The sequence below is a fragment of the Nocardia blacklockiae genome (assembly GCF_015477355.1).
GTDB classification, from domain to species: Bacteria; Actinomycetota; Actinomycetes; order Mycobacteriales; family Mycobacteriaceae; genus Nocardia; species Nocardia blacklockiae.
The window spans coordinates 15,468-32,497 of the sequence record NZ_JADLRJ010000003.1 but is presented as its reverse complement, the minus strand read 5'-3'; the positions used below and the strand labels follow the sequence as shown (position 1 = coordinate 32,497).

At 70.5% G+C, this 17,030-nt stretch carries 17 protein-coding genes; 4 read left to right on the top strand and 13 right to left on the bottom strand.

Going from position 1 to position 17,030, the window contains the following annotated elements; all coding sequences use genetic code 11:
* Positions 1-100: 100 nt before the first annotated feature.
* The 9 genes from IU476_RS09660 to clpS all read right to left on the bottom strand — a co-directional run bounded on the left by IU476_RS09660 (position 101) and on the right by clpS (position 6,009).
* Positions 101-712 carry a non-canonical purine NTP pyrophosphatase gene (locus IU476_RS09660; RefSeq protein WP_195098798.1) on the bottom strand — a complete coding sequence of 204 codons (612 nt, stop codon included), beginning with the start codon at positions 710-712 and terminating at the stop codon, positions 101-103.
* Complete coding sequence (gene rph, locus IU476_RS09655) at positions 709-1,473, bottom strand: ribonuclease PH (RefSeq protein ID WP_195098797.1); 765 nt, start codon at positions 1,471-1,473, stop codon at positions 709-711. The genes IU476_RS09660 and rph overlap by 4 nt, the downstream gene beginning before the upstream one ends.
* A 22-nt stretch (positions 1,474-1,495) precedes the next feature.
* A complete protein-coding gene (locus IU476_RS09650) occupies positions 1,496-2,260 on the bottom strand; it encodes a cyclic nucleotide-degrading phosphodiesterase (protein ID WP_195098795.1) in 765 nt (254 codons plus the stop codon).
* Positions 2,261-2,329: 69 nt separating this feature from the next.
* Positions 2,330-2,995, bottom strand: a complete 666-nt coding sequence (locus tag IU476_RS09645) for a rhomboid family intramembrane serine protease (RefSeq protein ID WP_324193969.1) — start codon at positions 2,993-2,995, stop codon at positions 2,330-2,332.
* Positions 2,996-3,230: 235 nt separating this feature from the next.
* Entirely contained in the window at positions 3,231-4,193 is a 963-nt protein-coding gene (locus tag IU476_RS09640) for a PLP-dependent cysteine synthase family protein (protein ID WP_195098793.1), read from the bottom strand.
* 6 nt (positions 4,194-4,199) lie between these two features.
* Positions 4,200-4,478, bottom strand: a complete 279-nt coding sequence (locus IU476_RS09635) for a MoaD/ThiS family protein (protein WP_195098791.1) — start codon at positions 4,476-4,478, stop codon at positions 4,200-4,202.
* Positions 4,479-4,511: 33 nt separating this feature from the next.
* Entirely contained in the window at positions 4,512-4,940 is a 429-nt protein-coding gene (locus IU476_RS09630) for a M67 family metallopeptidase (RefSeq protein WP_195098788.1), read from the bottom strand.
* A 183-nt stretch (positions 4,941-5,123) separates the two neighbouring features.
* Positions 5,124-5,693, bottom strand: coding sequence for an oxidative stress transcriptional regulator AosR (gene aosR / locus IU476_RS09625; RefSeq protein WP_195099775.1), 570 nt, complete (start codon positions 5,691-5,693; stop codon positions 5,124-5,126).
* Positions 5,694-5,715: 22 nt separating this feature from the next.
* Complete coding sequence (gene clpS / locus IU476_RS09620) at positions 5,716-6,009, bottom strand: ATP-dependent Clp protease adapter ClpS (RefSeq protein WP_195099773.1); 294 nt, start codon at positions 6,007-6,009, stop codon at positions 5,716-5,718.
* Between the two features lie 256 nt (positions 6,010-6,265).
* Between clpS and IU476_RS09615 the strand changes: the two genes are divergently transcribed.
* Together IU476_RS09615 and IU476_RS09610 are read left to right on the top strand one after the other, a co-directional pair.
* Positions 6,266-7,579: a nicotinate phosphoribosyltransferase gene (locus IU476_RS09615; protein ID WP_324193968.1), complete on the top strand. Its 1,314-nt coding sequence runs from the start codon at positions 6,266-6,268 to the stop codon at positions 7,577-7,579.
* Positions 7,580-7,604: 25 nt separating this feature from the next.
* Entirely contained in the window at positions 7,605-8,171 is a 567-nt protein-coding gene (locus tag IU476_RS09610; protein ID WP_195098786.1) for an isochorismatase family protein, read from the top strand.
* 46 nt (positions 8,172-8,217) lie between these two features.
* Here IU476_RS09610 and IU476_RS09605 read toward each other — a convergent pair whose 3' ends face one another.
* Together IU476_RS09605 and IU476_RS09600 are read right to left on the bottom strand one after the other, a co-directional pair.
* Positions 8,218-9,336 carry an epoxide hydrolase family protein gene (locus tag IU476_RS09605; RefSeq protein WP_195098784.1) on the bottom strand — a complete coding sequence of 373 codons (1,119 nt, stop codon included), beginning with the start codon at positions 9,334-9,336 and terminating at the stop codon, positions 8,218-8,220.
* A gap of 123 nt (positions 9,337-9,459) precedes the next feature.
* The gene (locus tag IU476_RS09600) at positions 9,460-10,320 is read right to left on the bottom strand and encodes an alpha/beta fold hydrolase (protein WP_195098782.1); all 861 of its coding nucleotides are present in this window, start codon (positions 10,318-10,320) and stop codon (positions 9,460-9,462) included.
* Between the two features lie 130 nt (positions 10,321-10,450).
* On the opposite strand from IU476_RS09600, the gene IU476_RS09595 reads away from it, so the two are divergent.
* Positions 10,451-12,505, top strand: a complete 2,055-nt coding sequence (locus IU476_RS09595) for an ATP-dependent DNA helicase (RefSeq protein ID WP_195098779.1) — start codon at positions 10,451-10,453, stop codon at positions 12,503-12,505.
* A 174-nt stretch (positions 12,506-12,679) separates the two neighbouring features.
* On the opposite strand, the gene IU476_RS09590 is transcribed toward IU476_RS09595, so the two are convergent.
* Both IU476_RS09590 and IU476_RS09585 read right to left on the bottom strand, forming a co-directional pair.
* Complete coding sequence (locus IU476_RS09590; protein ID WP_195098777.1) at positions 12,680-13,210, bottom strand: DoxX family protein; 531 nt, start codon at positions 13,208-13,210, stop codon at positions 12,680-12,682.
* Between the two features lie 128 nt (positions 13,211-13,338).
* Positions 13,339-14,700, bottom strand: coding sequence for an NCS2 family permease (locus tag IU476_RS09585; protein ID WP_195098775.1), 1,362 nt, complete (start codon positions 14,698-14,700; stop codon positions 13,339-13,341).
* A gap of 267 nt (positions 14,701-14,967) precedes the next feature.
* On the opposite strand from IU476_RS09585, the gene IU476_RS09580 reads away from it, so the two are divergent.
* Complete coding sequence (locus IU476_RS09580; protein WP_228823457.1) at positions 14,968-17,022, top strand: AMP-binding protein; 2,055 nt, start codon at positions 14,968-14,970, stop codon at positions 17,020-17,022.
* The last annotated feature ends 8 nt before the right edge of the window (positions 17,023-17,030 follow it).

Here is a 17,030-nt window from a genome sequence, read left to right as displayed (position 1 = left end):
CGCACGGTAGTCGGCTCGATCTCTCCGAGTGACGGACAGGTGAGCCGTGCTCGCGTGGGCAGTCAGGCCGCGCCCAGGTTGAGGCCTGGGCGAATTCCGCTCAGGCCCCGGCCAATTCGGCCAGGGCGGGAAGCAAAGCGCGTAGGGCGCGGCCGCGGTGCGAGGCGGCGTCCTTCTCGGCGGCGGTGAGCTGGGCCGAGGTGCGGGTGTCGCCGTCCGGGACGAACAGCGGGTCGTAACCGAAACCGTTGTCGCCGACCGGCTTCCGGTTGATCGTGCCGGGCCACTCGCCGACCGCGACGGTCTCCCGGCCGTCGGCGACCAGGGCGCACGCGGAGACGAAGCGGGCGCCACGGCGTTCGTCCGGGACATCGGCGAGCTGGGCGAGCAGCAGCGCGTTGTTCGCCGCGTCGTCGCCGTGCCCGCCCGACCAGCGCGCCGACAGCACCCCGGGCATACCGTTGAGCGCGTCCACCGCGATGCCGGAATCGTCCGCGACACAGGCCAATCCGGTGGCGGCCGCCCCGTCGCGGGCCTTCGCCAGCGCGTTCTCCTCGAAGGTCGCGCCGGTCTCCGGGGCCTCGTCGTAGGGCGGCACCTCGTCCAGGCCGACGATCTCCAGGCCCGCGATCCCGGCCTCGGCGAGGATGCGGCGCAGCTCGTCGAGTTTCTTGGCGTTGCGGCTGGCGACCAGCACCCGCCGCGCGGTCACTTCTTCTTCCCCGGCTCCGGCAGCCCACCCGGATACGGCAGCGCCAGCGCCTCCTTCTGCACCGCGAACAGCTGCTCGCAGCCGGCCAGCGCGGAATCCAGCAGCTTGTCCAGGGTGGAACGCGGGAAGGTGGCGCCCTCGCCGGTGCCCTGGATCTCCACCAGGGTGCCGGTGTCGGTGGCGACCACGTTCATGTCGACCTCGGCGCGCGAATCCTCCTCGTAGGGCAGGTCCAGCCGCACCCGGCCGTCCACCACGCCCACGCTCACCGCGGCGATCATGCACGAGATGGGTTGCGGGTCCGCGAGTTGCCCGGCCGCGCCCAGATAGGTCACCGCGTCGGCCAGCGCCACGTACGCGCCGGTGATGGCCGCGGTGCGGGTGCCGCCGTCGGCCTGCAGCACGTCGCAGTCCAGGGCGATGGTGTTCTCGCCGATCGCGGCCAGGTCGATGCAGGCGCGCAGCGACCGGCCGACCAACCGGCTGATCTCCTGGGTGCGCCCACCAACCTTGCCCTTCACCGACTCCCGCCCGCTGCGGGTGTGGGTGGCCGCGGGCAGCATCGCGTATTCGGCTGTGAGCCAGCCCAACCCGGAGTCGCGCCGCCACGGCGGCACCCCCTCGGTGACGCTGGCGGTGCACATCACCCGCGTCTGCCCGAATTCCACCAGCACCGATCCCGCGGGATGCGTGGTGAAGCCCCGGGTGATCCGGACCTCGCGGAGTTCGTCGTCCGCCCTGCCATCGGCTCGTCTCGACACGGGAAGCAGCCTAGTGGGCCGGTCAGATCTCGATGACCTCGCCCGGCGACACGGCGTGCACCGGGCCGCTGAACTGTCCCTTCGCCTCCGCGATCACGTCCTCGCGCGCCGTCCACGGCGGGATGTGGGTCAGCAGCAGTTCGCCGACCCCGGCCTTCGCGGCGATCAGCCCGGCCTCGTGACCCGACAGGTGGATGCCCGGCGGGCGGTTGTCCGGGTCATGGGTCCACGACGCCTCCGAGAGCAGGACGTCGGCGCCCTGCGCGAGTTCGAAGACGGCCGGGCACAGCGCGGTGTCACCGGTGTAGACCAGCACCCGGCCCGACGCCGTGGTGATCCGCAGCCCGTAGGACTCCGGCGGGTGGTACATGCGCCGGGCGAGCACGGTGTGCCCGGGGCCGAAGGTGACCTCCTCGCCCTCCGCCCACGGGCGCGCGTCGATGACGTCGGACCAGTCGTCGCATTCGCCGCCGATCTCGGCCGAGGCGTTGCCGATCCGCAGCGCGCTGTCGGACGGGCCGTACACGACCGCCCGGCCGCTCGGCGGATTCGGGTGGTAGCGCCGCCACACCAGCAGGCCCGGCAGGTCCAGGCAGTGGTCGGCGTGCAGATGGGTGAGGAAGATGTCGACCTCACCCGGATCCAGGTGCCGCTGCAGGGCGCCCAGGACGCCGGGACCGAAATCGATCACCGTCGGCGTCATGTCCGGACCGGTGAGCAGATAGCCCGACGCTGGGGAATCCGGGCCGGACACACTGCCCGAACACCCGAGGACGGTGAGGCGCATTCCCCCATGCTGCCACGCTGCATTCGCTGTCAAGAGGGGATCCCCCAAACCACCGGCCGGGCTCCGCGATCACCCCGGCGTCGCGGGGCGGCCGACACTACCCCCGCGGCGACGACGACGTTCATCCCCAGAGAGTACCCAGCCGGCAACCAGTCCACCCACCGCCCCGAAAAGATGTCCTTGCCAAGAGATTCCGGGCTGTCCGGGCAGCACGCCCCACAGGATCGAGCCGTACAGCAACCCCACGACCAGGCCGATCAGTATCTGCCAGAGGTTACGCGCGAAGAAGCCGCGCGAGACGAGATAGGTGAGCCAGCCGAACACCAGCACCGAGGCGCCGATGTGCACCGACCGCGGGTCCCCGGTGAGCCACGTCCCCAAGCCGCCGATCAGCCAGACGATGGCGGTGGCGGCCAGGCCGCGGCCGATTCCGGTCAGCAGTGTCAGCAGGCCCAGCACGAGCACGGGCAGGGTGTTGCCGATCAGGTGGGCCCAATTGTCGTGCAGCAGCGGGGCGAACAGGATGCCGAGCAGACCCTCGCTGCTGCGCGGACGCACGCCCTCCTGTTCGAGCCGTTCGCCGCTGGCGACATCGATGCCCTCGACGGCGTAGAGCAGCGCGACGAACCCGAGTGTCAGCGCGATCGCCCGCTGCCACAGCAGTTTCAGCGCCGTCCCCGAGCTACCCTGCGGGACCGGCGATCTCCCTCGCCCGCGCTCCATCCCTGCGGTCACCGGCCTTCACCTCCTCGCGGAGACCCGGGGGCTGTGCCGGCCCGGACGCGACCGGGCTCCGCCCTTCCGAGCGTACCGACCCGGCACGAAGCCCACCGCCCCCGTCATCCCGGCACCTCACTCGTCATCCCGGCACCTCACTCGTCATCCCGGCACGCTTTTGGCCGGGATCTATTCCGTTGTGTGGATCCCGGCCAAAACCATGCCGGGATGACGCGGGGAGGGGATGCTGCTTCTAAGCCCAGAGTTGGCCGTCGAGTTTGTCTTCCGCCTCGTCGAGAGTGCCCTCGTAGGCCCCCGTGGACAGGTACTTCCAGCCGCCGTCGGCGACGACGAAGGCGATGTCGGCGCGGCGGCCCGCCTTCAGCGCCTTGGCGCCCACGCCGAGCGCGGCGTGCAGGATCGCGCCGGTGGAGATGCCCGCGAAGATGCCCTCCTCGCCGACCAGCTCCCGGGTGCGGCGCACCGCGTCGTAGGGGCCGACGGAGAAGCGCGAGGTCAGCACGGATTCGTCGTACAGCTCGGGGACGAAGCCCTCGTCCAGGTTGCGCAGGCCGTAGACCAGTTCGCCGTAGCGCGGCTCGGCGGCGACCACGTCGATCGACGGCACCTTCTCGCGCAGGAAGCGCCCGGTGCCCATCAGGGTTCCGGTGGTGCCCAGACCGGCGACGAAATGGGTGATCTCGGGCAGGTCCGCGAGGAGCTCCGGGCCGGTGCCCTCGTAGTGCGCCTGCGCGTTGGCGGGATTGCCGTACTGGTACAGCATCACCCAGTCCGGATTCTCCGCCGCGATCCGCTTCGCTTGCGCCACGGCCTGATTCGAGCCGCCCGCGGCCGGCGAGTCGATGATCTCGGCGCCGAACATCGTCAGCAGCTGGCGTCGTTCCACCGAGGTGTTCTCCGGCATCACGCAGACCAGGCGGTACCCCTTCAGCTTGGCCGCCATGGCCAGCGAGATGCCGGTGTTGCCGCTGGTCGGTTCGAGAATCGTGCAGCCGGGCCGCAGTGTCCCGTCCGCCTCGGCCCGCTCGATCATGCGCAGCGCCGGGCGGTCCTTGATCGAGCCGGTCGGGTTGCGGTCCTCGAGCTTGGCCCACAGCCGCACGTGGTCCTCGCCGTCCCATTTCGGGGACAGCCGGCGCAACCCCACCAGCGGCGTATCACCGAGGGTCTCGATCAGGGATTCGTAGCGCGCCACGGGAAATCAGGCCGCGCCGCCCGCGACGGCGGGCAGGATGGTCACGGTGCCGCCCTCGGGCACCTCGGCCTCGAGCCCGCCGGCGAACCGGACGTCCTCGTCGTCGACGTAGATGTTGACGTAGCGGTTCAGCTTGCCGTCGGACAGCAGCCGCTCCTTGAGGCCGGAGTAGTTGCTCTCCAGGTCGTCGATCACCGCGGCGAGGGTGGATCCGGTGGCCTGCACGCGCTTCTCGCCACCGGTGTGGGTGCGCATGATGGTCGGGATGGACACGGTTACCGGCATGGGGATGCTCCTTGCTTCCTGGTTCGGGACGGCTCAGGCCTCGGCGGTCGAGTATTCGGGCACGATGCGCACCGGCTCCTCGGTGACGACCCCGTCGACGATCCGATAGCTGCGCAGTTCGTGTGCTTCCGGGTCGCGGGTCGAGACCAGCACGTAGTGCGCGTTGGGCTCGGCGGCGTAGGAGACGTCGGTGCGGCTGGGGTACGCCTCCGTCGCGGTGTGGGAGTGGTAGACGACCACCGGTTCCTCGTCGCGCTCGTCCATCTCGCGCCACACCCGCAGTTGCTCGCCGGAGTCGAAGCGGTAGAAGGTCGGCGAGCGCTCGGCGTTGATCATGGCCACGAAGCGCTCGGGACGGTCGGAGCCCTCGGGACCGGCGATCACGCCACAGGCCTCGTCGGGGTGATCGGCACGCGCGTGCGCCACCATCGCGTCCACGAGGTCGGCCCTGATCACCAGCACAGTCGACAATCCTTCCGTTCCCACCGACACGCTCGAACCGGTCGAATCGCTGTCGTCAACGGCCCAGAATATGCACCTATTCCCCGGCCCGCGGTCGCAGCCCCCGAATTTCCCGCGCCGTTTCGGAAAATGTGCTAGTCGCGGTGGCTGTCAATATTTATTCGCAGTGAAATTCGCGATCGTTCAGGGTGCCAGGGCCTGGAGCAGGGAGTCCTGCATCCAGGTCAGCCAGTGGTAGACGTCCAGATGCGGGGCGCGCGGGTCGTCGGGATCGAACTGTTCGGGCGTGTCGTCGTCGATGCCGAGGGCGGTGCCCAGGGCCAGGCGCACGTCGTTGAGCGCGGTCAGCCAGGCATCGGCCTGCTCCGGGGTGAGCGCGATCTTGCCGCCGGCCGGGGGCAGGGTGTCCAGCACCACGCCGCCCGCCGCGACCTTGGCCTCGATGATGTCGGGCTCGTGCAGGCCGCGCAGCGCGCTGTTGAGATCGGCGCGGTCGGCGTCGGGCGAGCCGGGTTCGGGCCGATGGAAGTCCGGCAGCAGCCGCGCCAGCCGGGGATCGTCCGGCGGTTCGGTGTTGCCGGTGCGTAGCCCGGTGAGCGCGGCCAGATCGTCCTCGGGCGCGGACTGCGCCCGGTCGCTCAGCAGGCCGGTGACCGCGCCGACCAGCGAACGCAGCACCTCCGCCTCCCGCGCGTCCATCTCCGACCGCAGCTTGAGCCCGCTCAGCGAGTTCTTCCTGCTCCACTTGCGCACGGGGTTACGGTAGCCGTCCCGGTCAGTCGTCACGCTGCATGGTGGCCCACAGCCCGGCCGCGTGTAGTCGCTGCACGTCGTGCTCCATCTTGTCACGTGAACCGGACGAAACCACCGCCTTGCCCTCGTTGTGCACCTTGAGCATCAACTCGGTTGCCTTGGCTTTGCTGTAGCCGAACAACTTTTGGAAGATGTAGGTGACGTAATGCATCAGGTTGACCGGATCGTCCCAGACCACCGTCACCCACGGCCGGTCCTCGGCCTCCAGGATCTCGGCGGACTCGATCGCCTCCGGAGTCGCCTGCGGCGCCGACATCGCTGCGGTCGCGACACTTCCGGGGCCCGGTGCGGCGACGCGCGTCGACGCCTCCGGGCCGGTCGTGTGCACCGCGGTCACGTTCGCGCCGACCGGACCGGCGGCGACCCGGACGGCGTCGTTCATGCACAGACCCATAACCTTCAGGGTACGACTCGGCCCCGGATAAACAACACCCGCAGGTAGCCGTTTTGTCCCTCTCACAAGCCACATCCCGCGCCGCGAGCCGGCCGGGTCCGCTGTCTACAGTGGCGGCGTGGACACCACACCCCCGGCAGCCAGCACCGCGCTGCTCACCGACCAGTACGAACTGACCATGCTGGCGGCCGCGCTGGCCGACGGCTCGGCCCGGCGGCAGTGCACCTTCGAGGTATTCGCCAGGAGATTGCCGCACGGCAGACGCTACGGCGTGGTGGCCGGGACCGGCCGGCTGCTCGACGCGCTGGCCGAATTCCGTTTCGGCGCATCCGAACTCGAGATCGCCGCCGGTTTCCTGGACGAGCGCACCCTGGACTGGCTGCGCGCCTACCGCTTCGGCGGCGACATCGACGGCTACCGCGAGGGCGAACTGTACTTCCCCGGCTCGCCGATCCTGTCGGTGCGCGGCAGCTTCGCCGAATGCGTCGTGCTGGAGACGCTGATCCTGTCGATCCTCAACCACGACAGCGCGATCGCCGCGGCCGCCGCGCGCATGGTCAGCGCCGCGGGCGGCCGCCGGATGATCGAGATGGGCTCGCGGCGCACCCACGAACTGGCCGCACCGGCCAGCGCCCGCGCCGCCTACCTGGCCGGTTTCGACGCCACCTCGAATCTGGAAGCGGTGCGGCGCTACGGGGTTCCCGGCGCGGGCACCAGCGCGCACGCGTTCACGCTGCTGCACAGCGGGCCGGACGGGCAGCACGAGGCGGCGGCGTTCCGCAGCCAGATCGAGGCGCTCGGGGTCGGCACCACGCTGCTGGTCGACACCTTCGACATCACCCAGGGGGTGGCCACCGCGATCGAGGTGGCCGGGCCCGAATTGGGCGGGGTGCGTATCGATTCCGGCGATCTCGGCGTGCTGGCGCGGCAGGTGCGCGACCAACTCGACGCGCTCGGCGCGACCCGCACCCGCATCGTGGTGTCGGGGGATCTGGACGAGTACTCGATCGCGGGGCTGCGCGCCGAGCCGGTCGACGCCTACGGCGTGGGCACCTCGCTGGTGACCGGGTCCGGCGCGCCGACCGCCGGCATGGTCTACAAGCTGGTCGAGGTGGCGGGCGTGCCGGTCGCCAAGCGCAGCAGCCACAAGGAGTCGCGCGGCGGCACCAAGCGGGCGGTCCGGCTGTCGCGCCCGACCGGGACGATCGTCGAGGAGATCGTGTACCCGGCGGCGGGCACCCGGCCCGACACCGCCGGTTTCGAGGCGCGCGAGCTGCTGGTGCCGCTGGTCCGGGCGGGCGAGATCGTGCCGGACCGCCCGACCCTGAGGGAGAGCCGCGACCTGGTCGCCCAGGGCCGGGTCAGCCTGCCGTGGGAGGGTTTGAAACTGTCGGCCGGGGAACCCGCGATCCCGACCACCTTCCTAGAATGAGAGCACCGAGCCCAGGGGTGCGAACATGACCAGAGCACTGATCGTCGTCGACGTACAGAACGATTTCTGCGAGGGCGGCGCGCTGGCCGTCCCGGGCGGCGCCGCGGTGGCGGCGCGGATCAGCGAGTATCTCGGCGTCTCCGACTACGACGCCGTCGTCGCCACCCGCGACCACCACATCGATCCGGGCGCGCACTTCTCCGACCGGCCCGACTTCGTGGACAGCTGGCCGCCGCACTGCCGCGCGGGCACGCCGGGCGCGGAGTTCCATCCGGAGTTGGATCTCGGTCCGATCGAGGAGATCTTCTCCAAGGGCGAATACAGCGCGGCCTATTCGGGTTTCGAGGGCGCGGCCGGCGACGGCACTCCCCTCGCCGACTGGCTGCGCGCCCACGGCGTCGACACCGTGGACGTCTGCGGCATCGCGACCGACCACTGCGTGCGCGCCACCGCCCTGGACGCCCGCGCCGCCGGATTCGAGACCCGCGTGCTGCTCGGCCTCACCGCGGCGGTCGCCACCGCCACCACCAAGCAGGCGCTGGACCGGATGCGCCACGCCGGCATCGAACTCGCGGGCGAGTTGGAACGCTGAACGCCTCCGACCCCGATCTCCGGGGCCGGAGGCGTAATCGCCTGCGCTAGGCCAGTTTCGCGAAGAACCCGCGGATGTCCTCGGCCAGGATCCCGGGCACCTCGTAAGCGGACCAGTGCCCGCCTTCGGCGTACTCGTTCCACTGCACGATGTTGGCGTGGTCGCGCTCGGCGAACTTGCGCGGCGCCCGGAAGTCGTAGCCGAACGAGGCCAGACCGATCGGCACCGTGGTCGGCTCCGACGGGTGCGCGCCGTGCGCGTCCTCGAAGTAGAACCGCGCCGAGGACGCCGAGGTGTTGGTGAACCAGTAGAGGGCGACATTGATCAGGATGTCGTCGGGATCCAGGGTGCCCAGCAGCTGACCGCTCCAGGCCAGCTGTCCCACCGGCGAATCCGAGAGCCCGTGCGCCAGCGTCTGCGGCTGTGCCCGCTGGGCGAAGTCGTGGATGGAGTGCTGCAGGAACTTCCGCCCGAACTCGACGCCCATCAGCTCCTGCTCGCTCAGGCCGTCCAGCTCGCCCGGCTCCCCCGTCGGGAACGAGAAGATCTGGTTGACGTGCACGCCGATCACGCGGTCGGGCGCCAGCCGGCCCATCGCCGGGGAGACGATGGCGCCGCCGTCGTTGCCGTGCACGCCGTAGCGCTCGTACCCCAGCCGCCGCATCAGCTCGACGTAGGCCGCGGCCATCCGCTCCGAGCTCCAGCCGATGTCGGCGGTCGGGCCCGAGAACGTGAAGCCCGGGTAGGACGGGATGACCAGGTGGAACTCGTCGGTCAGCCGCTCCACCAGGCCCAGGTACTCCACGAACGAGCTGGGCCAGCCGTGGGTGAGCATCAGCGGCGTCGCGTCCGGGTTCGCCGAGCGCACGTGCACGAAGTGGATGGTCTGGCCGTCGATCTCGGTGACGAAGTGCGGGTGGGCGTTCAGCTTCTCCTCCGCTGCGCGCCAGTCGAATTCGTCGCGCCAGCGCCGCACCAGCGGCCGCACGAACGAGCCCGGAACCCCGTACTCCCAGCCGCCGGGCACCGGGATGCCGACGTCGACCTTGCCCGCCACCAGTTCCGCGGGCAGTTCGTCGGCGAAGCGCGCGTGTGCCAGCCGGTAGTTCAGGTCGTCCAGGTCGGCCTGCGGGATCTCGATGCGGAAGGGGCGGATGTCGGTCATGATCTCTCCTCGCTAACCAGAACGGAATGTTTCGTTCTGTTCTGGAATCAGCGTAGCAGAATGGATCGTTCCGTTCCAAATATTTTCTTCGCGCTGGCGTCTACCAGCGCTTTCGTGGCACGGCTACGGCGTCAGGAAGGCCGTGAGCGCCGCCGCGACCGCCTCCGGGTTCTCCAGTTGCGGGTAGTGCCCGGTCGCGGGCGGCTCGTCGAGGACGACGAAGGTGGCGTGCGGGAATCGTTTGCGCAGGCGCGGCAGGAGGTGACCGCCGCTGATCGGATCGGCCGGGCCCCACAGGAACAGCGTCGGCCCGGCATAGCTTTCCAGCGCCCGCTGCCAGCGCCCGGCTTCGAGCCGGCGCTCGTCATGGTAGCGATTGAGCCGCCACTGCACGCGCCGGCCGCCGTCCGAGGAGGTCGCCAGCCACATCTCGCGCAGCTCGGCGTCGGCGAGCGGGCGGCCCAGGATCCGGCGCAGCGACATGCGGTAGGCGGACTCGGACATCAACGGGCCCAGCACCTTTCCGAGCCGGGTGTGCAGCAGGCGCTGAATCGGCAGCGGCCGGTACAGGTCGACGTAGAGACCGCCGTTCAGCCACGCCATCCGGGTGACCCGGCCGGGCTCGCGCGCCAGTAGCTCCTGCGCCACGCTCACGCCGTAATCGTGTGCCACCAAGGCGGTTTCGCCGATGCCGAGGTAGCGCCACAGCTCCTCGACCAGCGTGGCCTGCTTGGTGAGGCGGTAGTCGTGCCGGGTCGGCTTGGCGCTGGCGCCGAAGCCGAGGAAGTCGAGAGTCGTTACCCGGCAGCCGGATTCGACGAGCGCGAGCAGCACCGGCGCCCAGTCGTGCGACGAGGTCGGATAGCCGTGCAGCAGCGTGACCGGCCGCCCGTCCTCCGGCCCGTCCTGCCGGTGGAACACCCGATGGCCGCCCACCTCGACATAGTCGCCCCCGGCCACCCACTGCGCCCACGACGGCTGCATCGGACACTCCTTCCCCAGCGCCCACACCGGACCGAGCGACCCGGTCCCGATACCGTACAACCCGGGCCGGGCGCCCCGATTCCGCGAGAGTCCGCGCGTGCCTGTCGGACCGGCGCAGTAATCTGCCTGGGTGCCCGAACTCCCGCCCGTTCCGACCTTGCTGGCGAGCGCCGTCGACGCGCTGGGCGGCGCGGCGCGCAAGGGCCAGCAGACCATGGCGGCCGCGGTCGCGCACTCCATCGACACCAAGGAGCACCTGGCGGTACAGGCCGGCACCGGCACCGGCAAGTCGCTGGCCTACCTGGTGCCCAGCCTGCGGCACGCCGTGCAGACCGGGCGCACGGTGGTGGTCTCGACGGCGACCATCGCCCTGCAGCGCCAGCTGGTGGACCGGGATCTCCCGCGCTTGGCCGAGGCGCTGGAGCAGCCGCTCGGCCGCCGCGCGCGATTCGCGATCCTCAAGGGCCGCAACAACTATCTGTGCCTGAACAAGATCAACAGCGTGGTGCCCGACGAGCCGGCCGAGGCCGAGCTGTTCGACGCGTTCGCGGTGTCGCGGCTGGGCCGCGAGGTGCAGCGGCTCAACGACTGGGCCTCCGACACCGAGACCGGCGATCGCGACGAGGTGGCCCCCGGCGTCAGCGACCGAGCGTGGCGCCAGGTCAGCGTGTCCTCGCGGGAGTGCCTGGGCAAGTCGCGCTGCCCGTTCGGCACCGACTGCTTCGCCGAACGCGCGCGCACCGAGTCCGGCCAGGCCGACGTGGTCGTCACCAACCACGCACTGCTGGCCATCGACGCCATCAGCGGCATCCAGGTGCTCCCCGAACACGACGTCGTCATCATCGACGAGGCGCACGAGCTGGTGGACCGGGTCACCGGCGTGGCCACCGCCGAGCTGTCCACCGCCGCCATCGCCGCGGCCGCCAAGCGCTGCGCCAAACTCGTCGACGAGCGGGAGGTGGACCGCCTGGAGGGCGCCGCCGACGCCTGGCACAACCTGCTCGAGGAGCTGCCGCCGGGCCGCTGGGACGCCCTGCCCGACGGCGTCTCCCCCGTGCTCGCGCTGATCCGCGACGCCGCCTGGAATCTGCGCACCGCGCTCGCGCCGCCGGGTTCCTCGGCCCCGCAGGGCGATCCGGAGGCGGCCGCCGCCCGCAATCAGGCCGTGGCCGCGGTCGAGGAGGTGCACGACACCGCGGTGCGCGCGCTCACGGCGTTCGAGGAGCCGGACCCGGCCGCGCGCCGCGACGTGATCTGGCTGTCGGCCGAGGAGACCCGCGGCATCGCGCGCCGCACGCTGCACATGGCGCCGCTGTCGGTGGGCGGGCTGCTGCGCAGCCGGCTGTTCGGCACCGCCACCGTCGTGCTCACCTCGGCCACGTTGCAGGTCGGCGGCTCGTTCGACGGTCTGGCCGTCACCTGGGGCCTGCCGCCGCAGTCGGCCGGCAAGGTCGACGCGGCCCTCGCCAACGGCGCCGAGGCGCCCTCGGATGCCGGTGCGCTGCGCTGGAATTCGCTCGATGTCGGCTCCCCGTTCGACCACGCCAAGTCCGGCATCCTCTACGTCGCCAAGCACCTGCCCGCGCCGGGCCGCGACGGCATGGCCCCGGCCGCGCTGGACGAGATCGAACGGCTGATCCGCGCCGCGGGCGGCCGCACCCTGGGGCTGTTCTCCTCGATGCGCGCGGCCAAGGCCGCCACCGAGGTGCTGCGCCAGCGCCTGGACACCCCGGTGCTGTGCCAGGGCGAGGACGCCACCGGCGCGCTGGTCCGCCGCTTCGCCGAGGACGCGGAGACGTCGCTGTTCGGCACGCTGTCGCTGTGGCAGGGCGTGGACGTACCCGGCCCGTCGCTGAGCCTGGTGATCCTCGACCGCATCCCGTTCCCGCGGCCGGACGATCCGCTGCTGGTCGCCCGGCAGCGGGCGGTGGAATCGCGCGGCGGCAACGGCTTCATGGCGATCGCGGCCAATCACGCCGCGCTGCTGCTGGCCCAGGGCACGGGCCGGCTGCTGCGCAGCACCGCGGACCGCGGCGTCGTGGCCGTGCTCGATCCGCGCCTGGTCACCGCGCGCTACGGCGCCTACCTGCGGGCCTCGCTGCCGCCGTACTGGGAGACCTCGGATCCGGAGGTGGTGGCCAAGGCCCTGCAGCGGCTGACCGCCACCGCGCCCGCCGGGCGCTAAACATTACGATGCTGTGAAATTGCCCTCAGGCCTTGGCCGAACTTCTATGCGGAACTAAATTGGGGATCGATACTCCGGTGGACCCCCAATTCCCACATCGGATGTATCCGATGCCCCCGCGCCGAGCCCTGCACACGGTGCGGGGGCCCCTCAACGAAAGCCCCGATCACCCACTCACAGCGCCCATTTGAAGATCAGGGTGACCACTCCGGCCACGACCGCGAGCACGACGGCGGCCACCGCCCAGACCACGCCGCGACGCTCCCACGGACGGCCGTGGTCCAGCGAGTAGCGGCCGGGCCCGGTGAAGGCCAGCGTCACCGCGGCCACCCCGAACAGCAGCGCCGTCTCGTAACCCTGCAGGCCGCCGTGCCAGGTCACATTGATCGCGTTGATCATGGTGCCGAGCGCGATCGCCGCGGCCAGCGGCGTGAGCAGGCCCAAGAAGAGCAGTGCGCCGCCGGTGAGTTCGCTGAGCCCCGCGAGAGTTCCGAAGAATTTGCCCGGGTTGTATCCCATCTGCTCGAAACCGGACGTGGTCGCGTCCCAGCCCATGCCGTTGAACCAGCCGAACAGTTTCTGGGTGCCGTGCACGAACAGCAGGCCGCCGAAGAACACCCGCAGGATCAGCAGTCCGACGTCGGCGGCGGCAATCCCGCCGGTGCGCTGGTCGAGGTCGCGGGCGGTGGTGGTGTGGGCGGTCATGGTTGTCTCCGTGTCCTCACTCGTTAGTTGTAGAAAACAAACCGGACTATGGTCCGGTTTGTTCACGGGGCACAACCCTATTCGGTTCACGCGGTATTCCACAGCCCCGGAGCGATTCCGGCCGGAGTTTATTCGGCGAGGAAGAAGAAGTACCCCAGGAACACCGCCATCAGCACCCACATCACCCAGTGCACCTCGCGCCCGCGGCCGCGCGCGACCATCACTACCGGGTAGAACAGCAGCCCCATCGCGATGCCGTTGGCGATCGAGTAGGTCAGCGGCATCATGATCACGGTGAGGAAGGCCGGGATCGCGAATTCCAGCTTGTGCCAGTCGATCTCGCCGAGCGCCCGGGCCATCAGCACGCCGACCACGATGAGCGCCGGCGCGGTCACCGCGGGCGCGCCCGCGACGACGGCGAACACCGGGAAGAAGAACATCGCGATCAGGAACCAGGCCGCCGTGGCCACCGCCGTCAATCCGGTGCGCCCGCCCGCGCTGACGCCGGCGGTCGATTCGACGTACGCCGTCGTGGTCGAGGTGCCGATGATGGCGCCGGCGGTGGTGCCCACCGAGTCGGCGGCCAGCGCCTGCGCCGCCCGGGGCAGCCGGCCGTCCGGGCCGAGCAGCCCCGCCTGGTTGGCGATGCCGATCAACGTGCCGGAGGCGTCGAAGAAGTCGACGAACAGCATGGTCAGCACGACGATCACCATCTGACCGGTGAACGCGTCGGGCAGGTGGACGATGGCCTGGCCGAAGGTCTGGTCCAGCCCGTGCGGCATGGCGACCACCGAATCCGGCAGCTCGACCAGCCCGCTCACGATCCCGACCACGGTGGTGGCGACGATCCCGTACAGCACCGCCCCGTGCCAGCCGAGCACCATGAACACGACCGTCACCAGCAGTCCGAACAGCGCCAGCAGGGTACTGCCCTTGGTGAAGTCACCCAGATGCACGAGCGTCGACTCGCTCGCGACGACGACACCGGCGTTCTTGAGGCCGAGGAACGCCACGAACATGCCGATGCCGGCACCGACGGCCAGCTTCATCTGCATCGGGATGGCGTCGATGATCTTCTCGCGAATCTTGGCCACCGCCAGCACGAAAAAGATCACGCCGGACAGGAAGGTGCCCGACAGCGCCTCCTGCCACGGGATACCCATCCCGAGCACCACCGAGTACGCGAAGAACGCGTTGAGTCCCATGCCGGGCGCGAGCGCCACCGGGTAGCGCGCCCACAGTCCCATGACCAGCGTGCCGAACACCGCGGCGACGGCGGTCGCGGTGAAGACGGCCTGGGTCGGGATGCCGAGCGGGCCGAGCTGGCCGTGGTCGCCGAGTACCGACGGATTCACCGCGAGCACATACGACATCGCCAGGAACGTCACCGTGCCCGCCATGATCTCGCGCCGGTAGGTGGATCCGAGCCGGGTGACCCCGAAGTAGGAGTCGATGCGACCCTGCGGTCGCGGCTGCACGTCGGTACTCATCGTGATCTCTCCACCTCGGCCGGAGGAACAAATGCCCAGGGCACCGTATCTGCCCGGCCGGGTGCGCGCGATTCCGGGACGGCTAACCAGGAGCAATCCGGGCCAGCACCCTAAGAACGTAACCGCAAGTCACACGCAATCACTGGGCAATTTAACGCAGAATTCGCCTTCAATATGGAGGTTCTTGACCTGCGGAGCGCTTGCCGTTACAAAGGCGTTATCCGCCGAACCGAGCTGTCGAGGCGGCCGAGCGAGAAGTGCAAGCTGTTGGTTACCGATATCGTGGAGGCGTCCGGCGAACTGGCCGCCGACCGCAACGCCGTCTGGGATCTACTCCTCGACCCCGAGACCTACCCCCGGCTGTTCCCCGGCATCGGCGCCTGCGAACAACTCGAGGCCGGCGACGGACCCGCCCTGCTGCGGATGCGCCTCGGCGGCGAGACCGGCGAGATCCGCGTCCTGGACGTCCACCTGATCCCCGGCCGCCGCGGGGAGTTCCTCGAATTGCAGTGTCCCGCACAGGGTTGCTTCGCCGCGATCCGGCTGCGCGGCGACCGTGAGCACACCAAGGTCAACGTCACCTACTTCACGCCGGGCCGGGCGCATCTGCTGGTGGCGACGCTGCCCAACGAGGCCGTGATCGACTGGACGCTGGCCGGTCTGCGCCGGGTGGCCGACCTGATCACCGGCGCGCCCACCTCGGTGGTGGTCAACGGCGAGGACTCGCCCGTGCGACTACAGGTCGACGTCGCGCGGCAGATGATCGCGACCGGGGTGGTGCGCAGCTACCGGTTCGACCGCGGCGTGAAACAGCTACGGCGCCTGGCTAAATGGGGCTTCACCCTGGCGGGCGGCTACGCGGCCGCGGCGGCCTACGACCCGCACCGCCCGGCCGTGATCGACGACCGCGGCGAACGCACCTTCGCCGAGATCCACGCGCGCACCCACGCCCTGGCGAGCGCGCTGGCCGATCTCGACATCCGCGCGGGCGACGCGATCGGCCTGCTGTCACGCAACCACGCCGAGATGGTCGAGATCATGGTCGCCGCAGGCAAACTCGGCGCGGACGTGGTGCTGCTCAACACCGGCCTGGCCGCCGGCACGATCGCCGAGATCGCCGAAAGGCACCGGCTCGCGGCGATTTTCGAGGATCCGAGCCTGGCGGAGCTGACCCGCTACCTGCCGCCGGACCTGCCGCGCTTCCCGGTCGCGGTCGATCCCGCCGAGCCCGGCCGCGCCACCGTCGACGACCTGATCGCCATGGGCCGCGGCAGTTTCGGCAAGCCGCCGCGGCCGGGACGGCTGATCGTGCTGACCTCCGGCACGAGCGGGACGCCGAAGGGCGCGCTTCGCCCGCACCCCAAGGGCTTCGGCACGGTCGCGGCGCTGCTGTCGCGAATTCCGTTGCGCATGAACGAGACCATGCTGATCCCCGCGCCGCTGTTCCACACCTGGGGACTGGCGGCATTGCAGATCAGCACGCCGATCCGGGCCACGGTGGTGCTGCCGGAGCGCTTCGACGCCGAGGACTGCCTGCGGCTGATCGCCGAGCACCGGGTCACGTCGCTGATCGTGGTTCCCATCATGGTGAACCGGATCCTGGACCTGCCCGACGCGGTGCGGGCCCGCTACGACACCTCCAGCCTGCGGGTGGTGGCCAGCTGCGGGGCGCCGCTGGCCGGCGCGGCGGTGCTGCGGTTCGCCGAGCTGTTCGGCGCGACCCTGTACAACGTGTACGGCTCGACCGAGGTGTCGTGGGCCTCCATCGCCGACCCGGCCGACCTGCGGCTCTCCCCGACCACCGCCGGGCGCCCGCCGCTCGGCACGAAAGTGGCCGTGCTGGGGCCGGATTCGCGGCCGGTGCCGGTGGGCGCGACCGGGCGGATCTTCGTCGGCAACCACATGCTCTTCGACGGCTACACCGACGCGGCCGCGCCGGGCGAGGCCGACGGCATGCTCGACACCGGCGATGTCGGCTACCTGGACGCCACCGGCCGGTTGTTCGTCGCCGGCCGCGACGACGAGATGATCATCTCCGGCGGCGAGAACGTCTTCCCGCGCCCGGTCGAGGAGGCGCTGTCGCATCTGCCGCAGGTGAGCGAGGTGGCGGTGGTCGGCGTCCCCGATCACGAATTCGGCCAGCGCCTGGCCGCTTTCGTGGTCAAGCGCGCGGATTCCGGGCTCGACCCGGACATGATCCGCACCTACGTCCGCAACCGCCTCGGCCGCTTCTCCGTCCCCCGCGACGTCCACTTCCTCGACGCCCTGCCCCGCAATCCCACCGGCAAGATCCTGAAACGCACGCTGGTACAGCCGAGTTGAGGCCGCGG

What these genes read in the sequence shown, in the direction of transcription:
- IU476_RS09585 (WP_195098775.1), bottom strand. Translation starts at nt 14,700, where the DNA reads ATGAGTACCGACGTGCAGCCGCGACCGCAGGGTCGCATCGACTCCTAC.
- IU476_RS09635 (WP_195098791.1), bottom strand. Translation starts at nt 4,478, where the DNA reads ATGCCGGTAACCGTGTCCATCCCGACCATCATGCGCACCCACACCGGT.
- IU476_RS09605 (WP_195098784.1), bottom strand. Translation starts at nt 9,336, where the DNA reads ATGACCGACATCCGCCCCTTCCGCATCGAGATCCCGCAGGCCGACCTG.
- IU476_RS09610 (WP_195098786.1), top strand. Translation starts at nt 7,605, where the DNA reads ATGACCAGAGCACTGATCGTCGTCGACGTACAGAACGATTTCTGCGAG.
- IU476_RS09590 (WP_195098777.1), bottom strand. Translation starts at nt 13,210, where the DNA reads ATGACCGCCCACACCACCACCGCCCGCGACCTCGACCAGCGCACCGGC.
- IU476_RS09650 (WP_195098795.1), bottom strand. Translation starts at nt 2,260, where the DNA reads ATGCGCCTCACCGTCCTCGGGTGTTCGGGCAGTGTGTCCGGCCCGGAT.
- IU476_RS09600 (WP_195098782.1), bottom strand. Translation starts at nt 10,320, where the DNA reads ATGCAGCCGTCGTGGGCGCAGTGGGTGGCCGGGGGCGACTATGTCGAG.
- clpS (WP_195099773.1), bottom strand. Translation starts at nt 6,009, where the DNA reads ATGTCGGCGCCGCAGGCGACTCCGGAGGCGATCGAGTCCGCCGAGATC.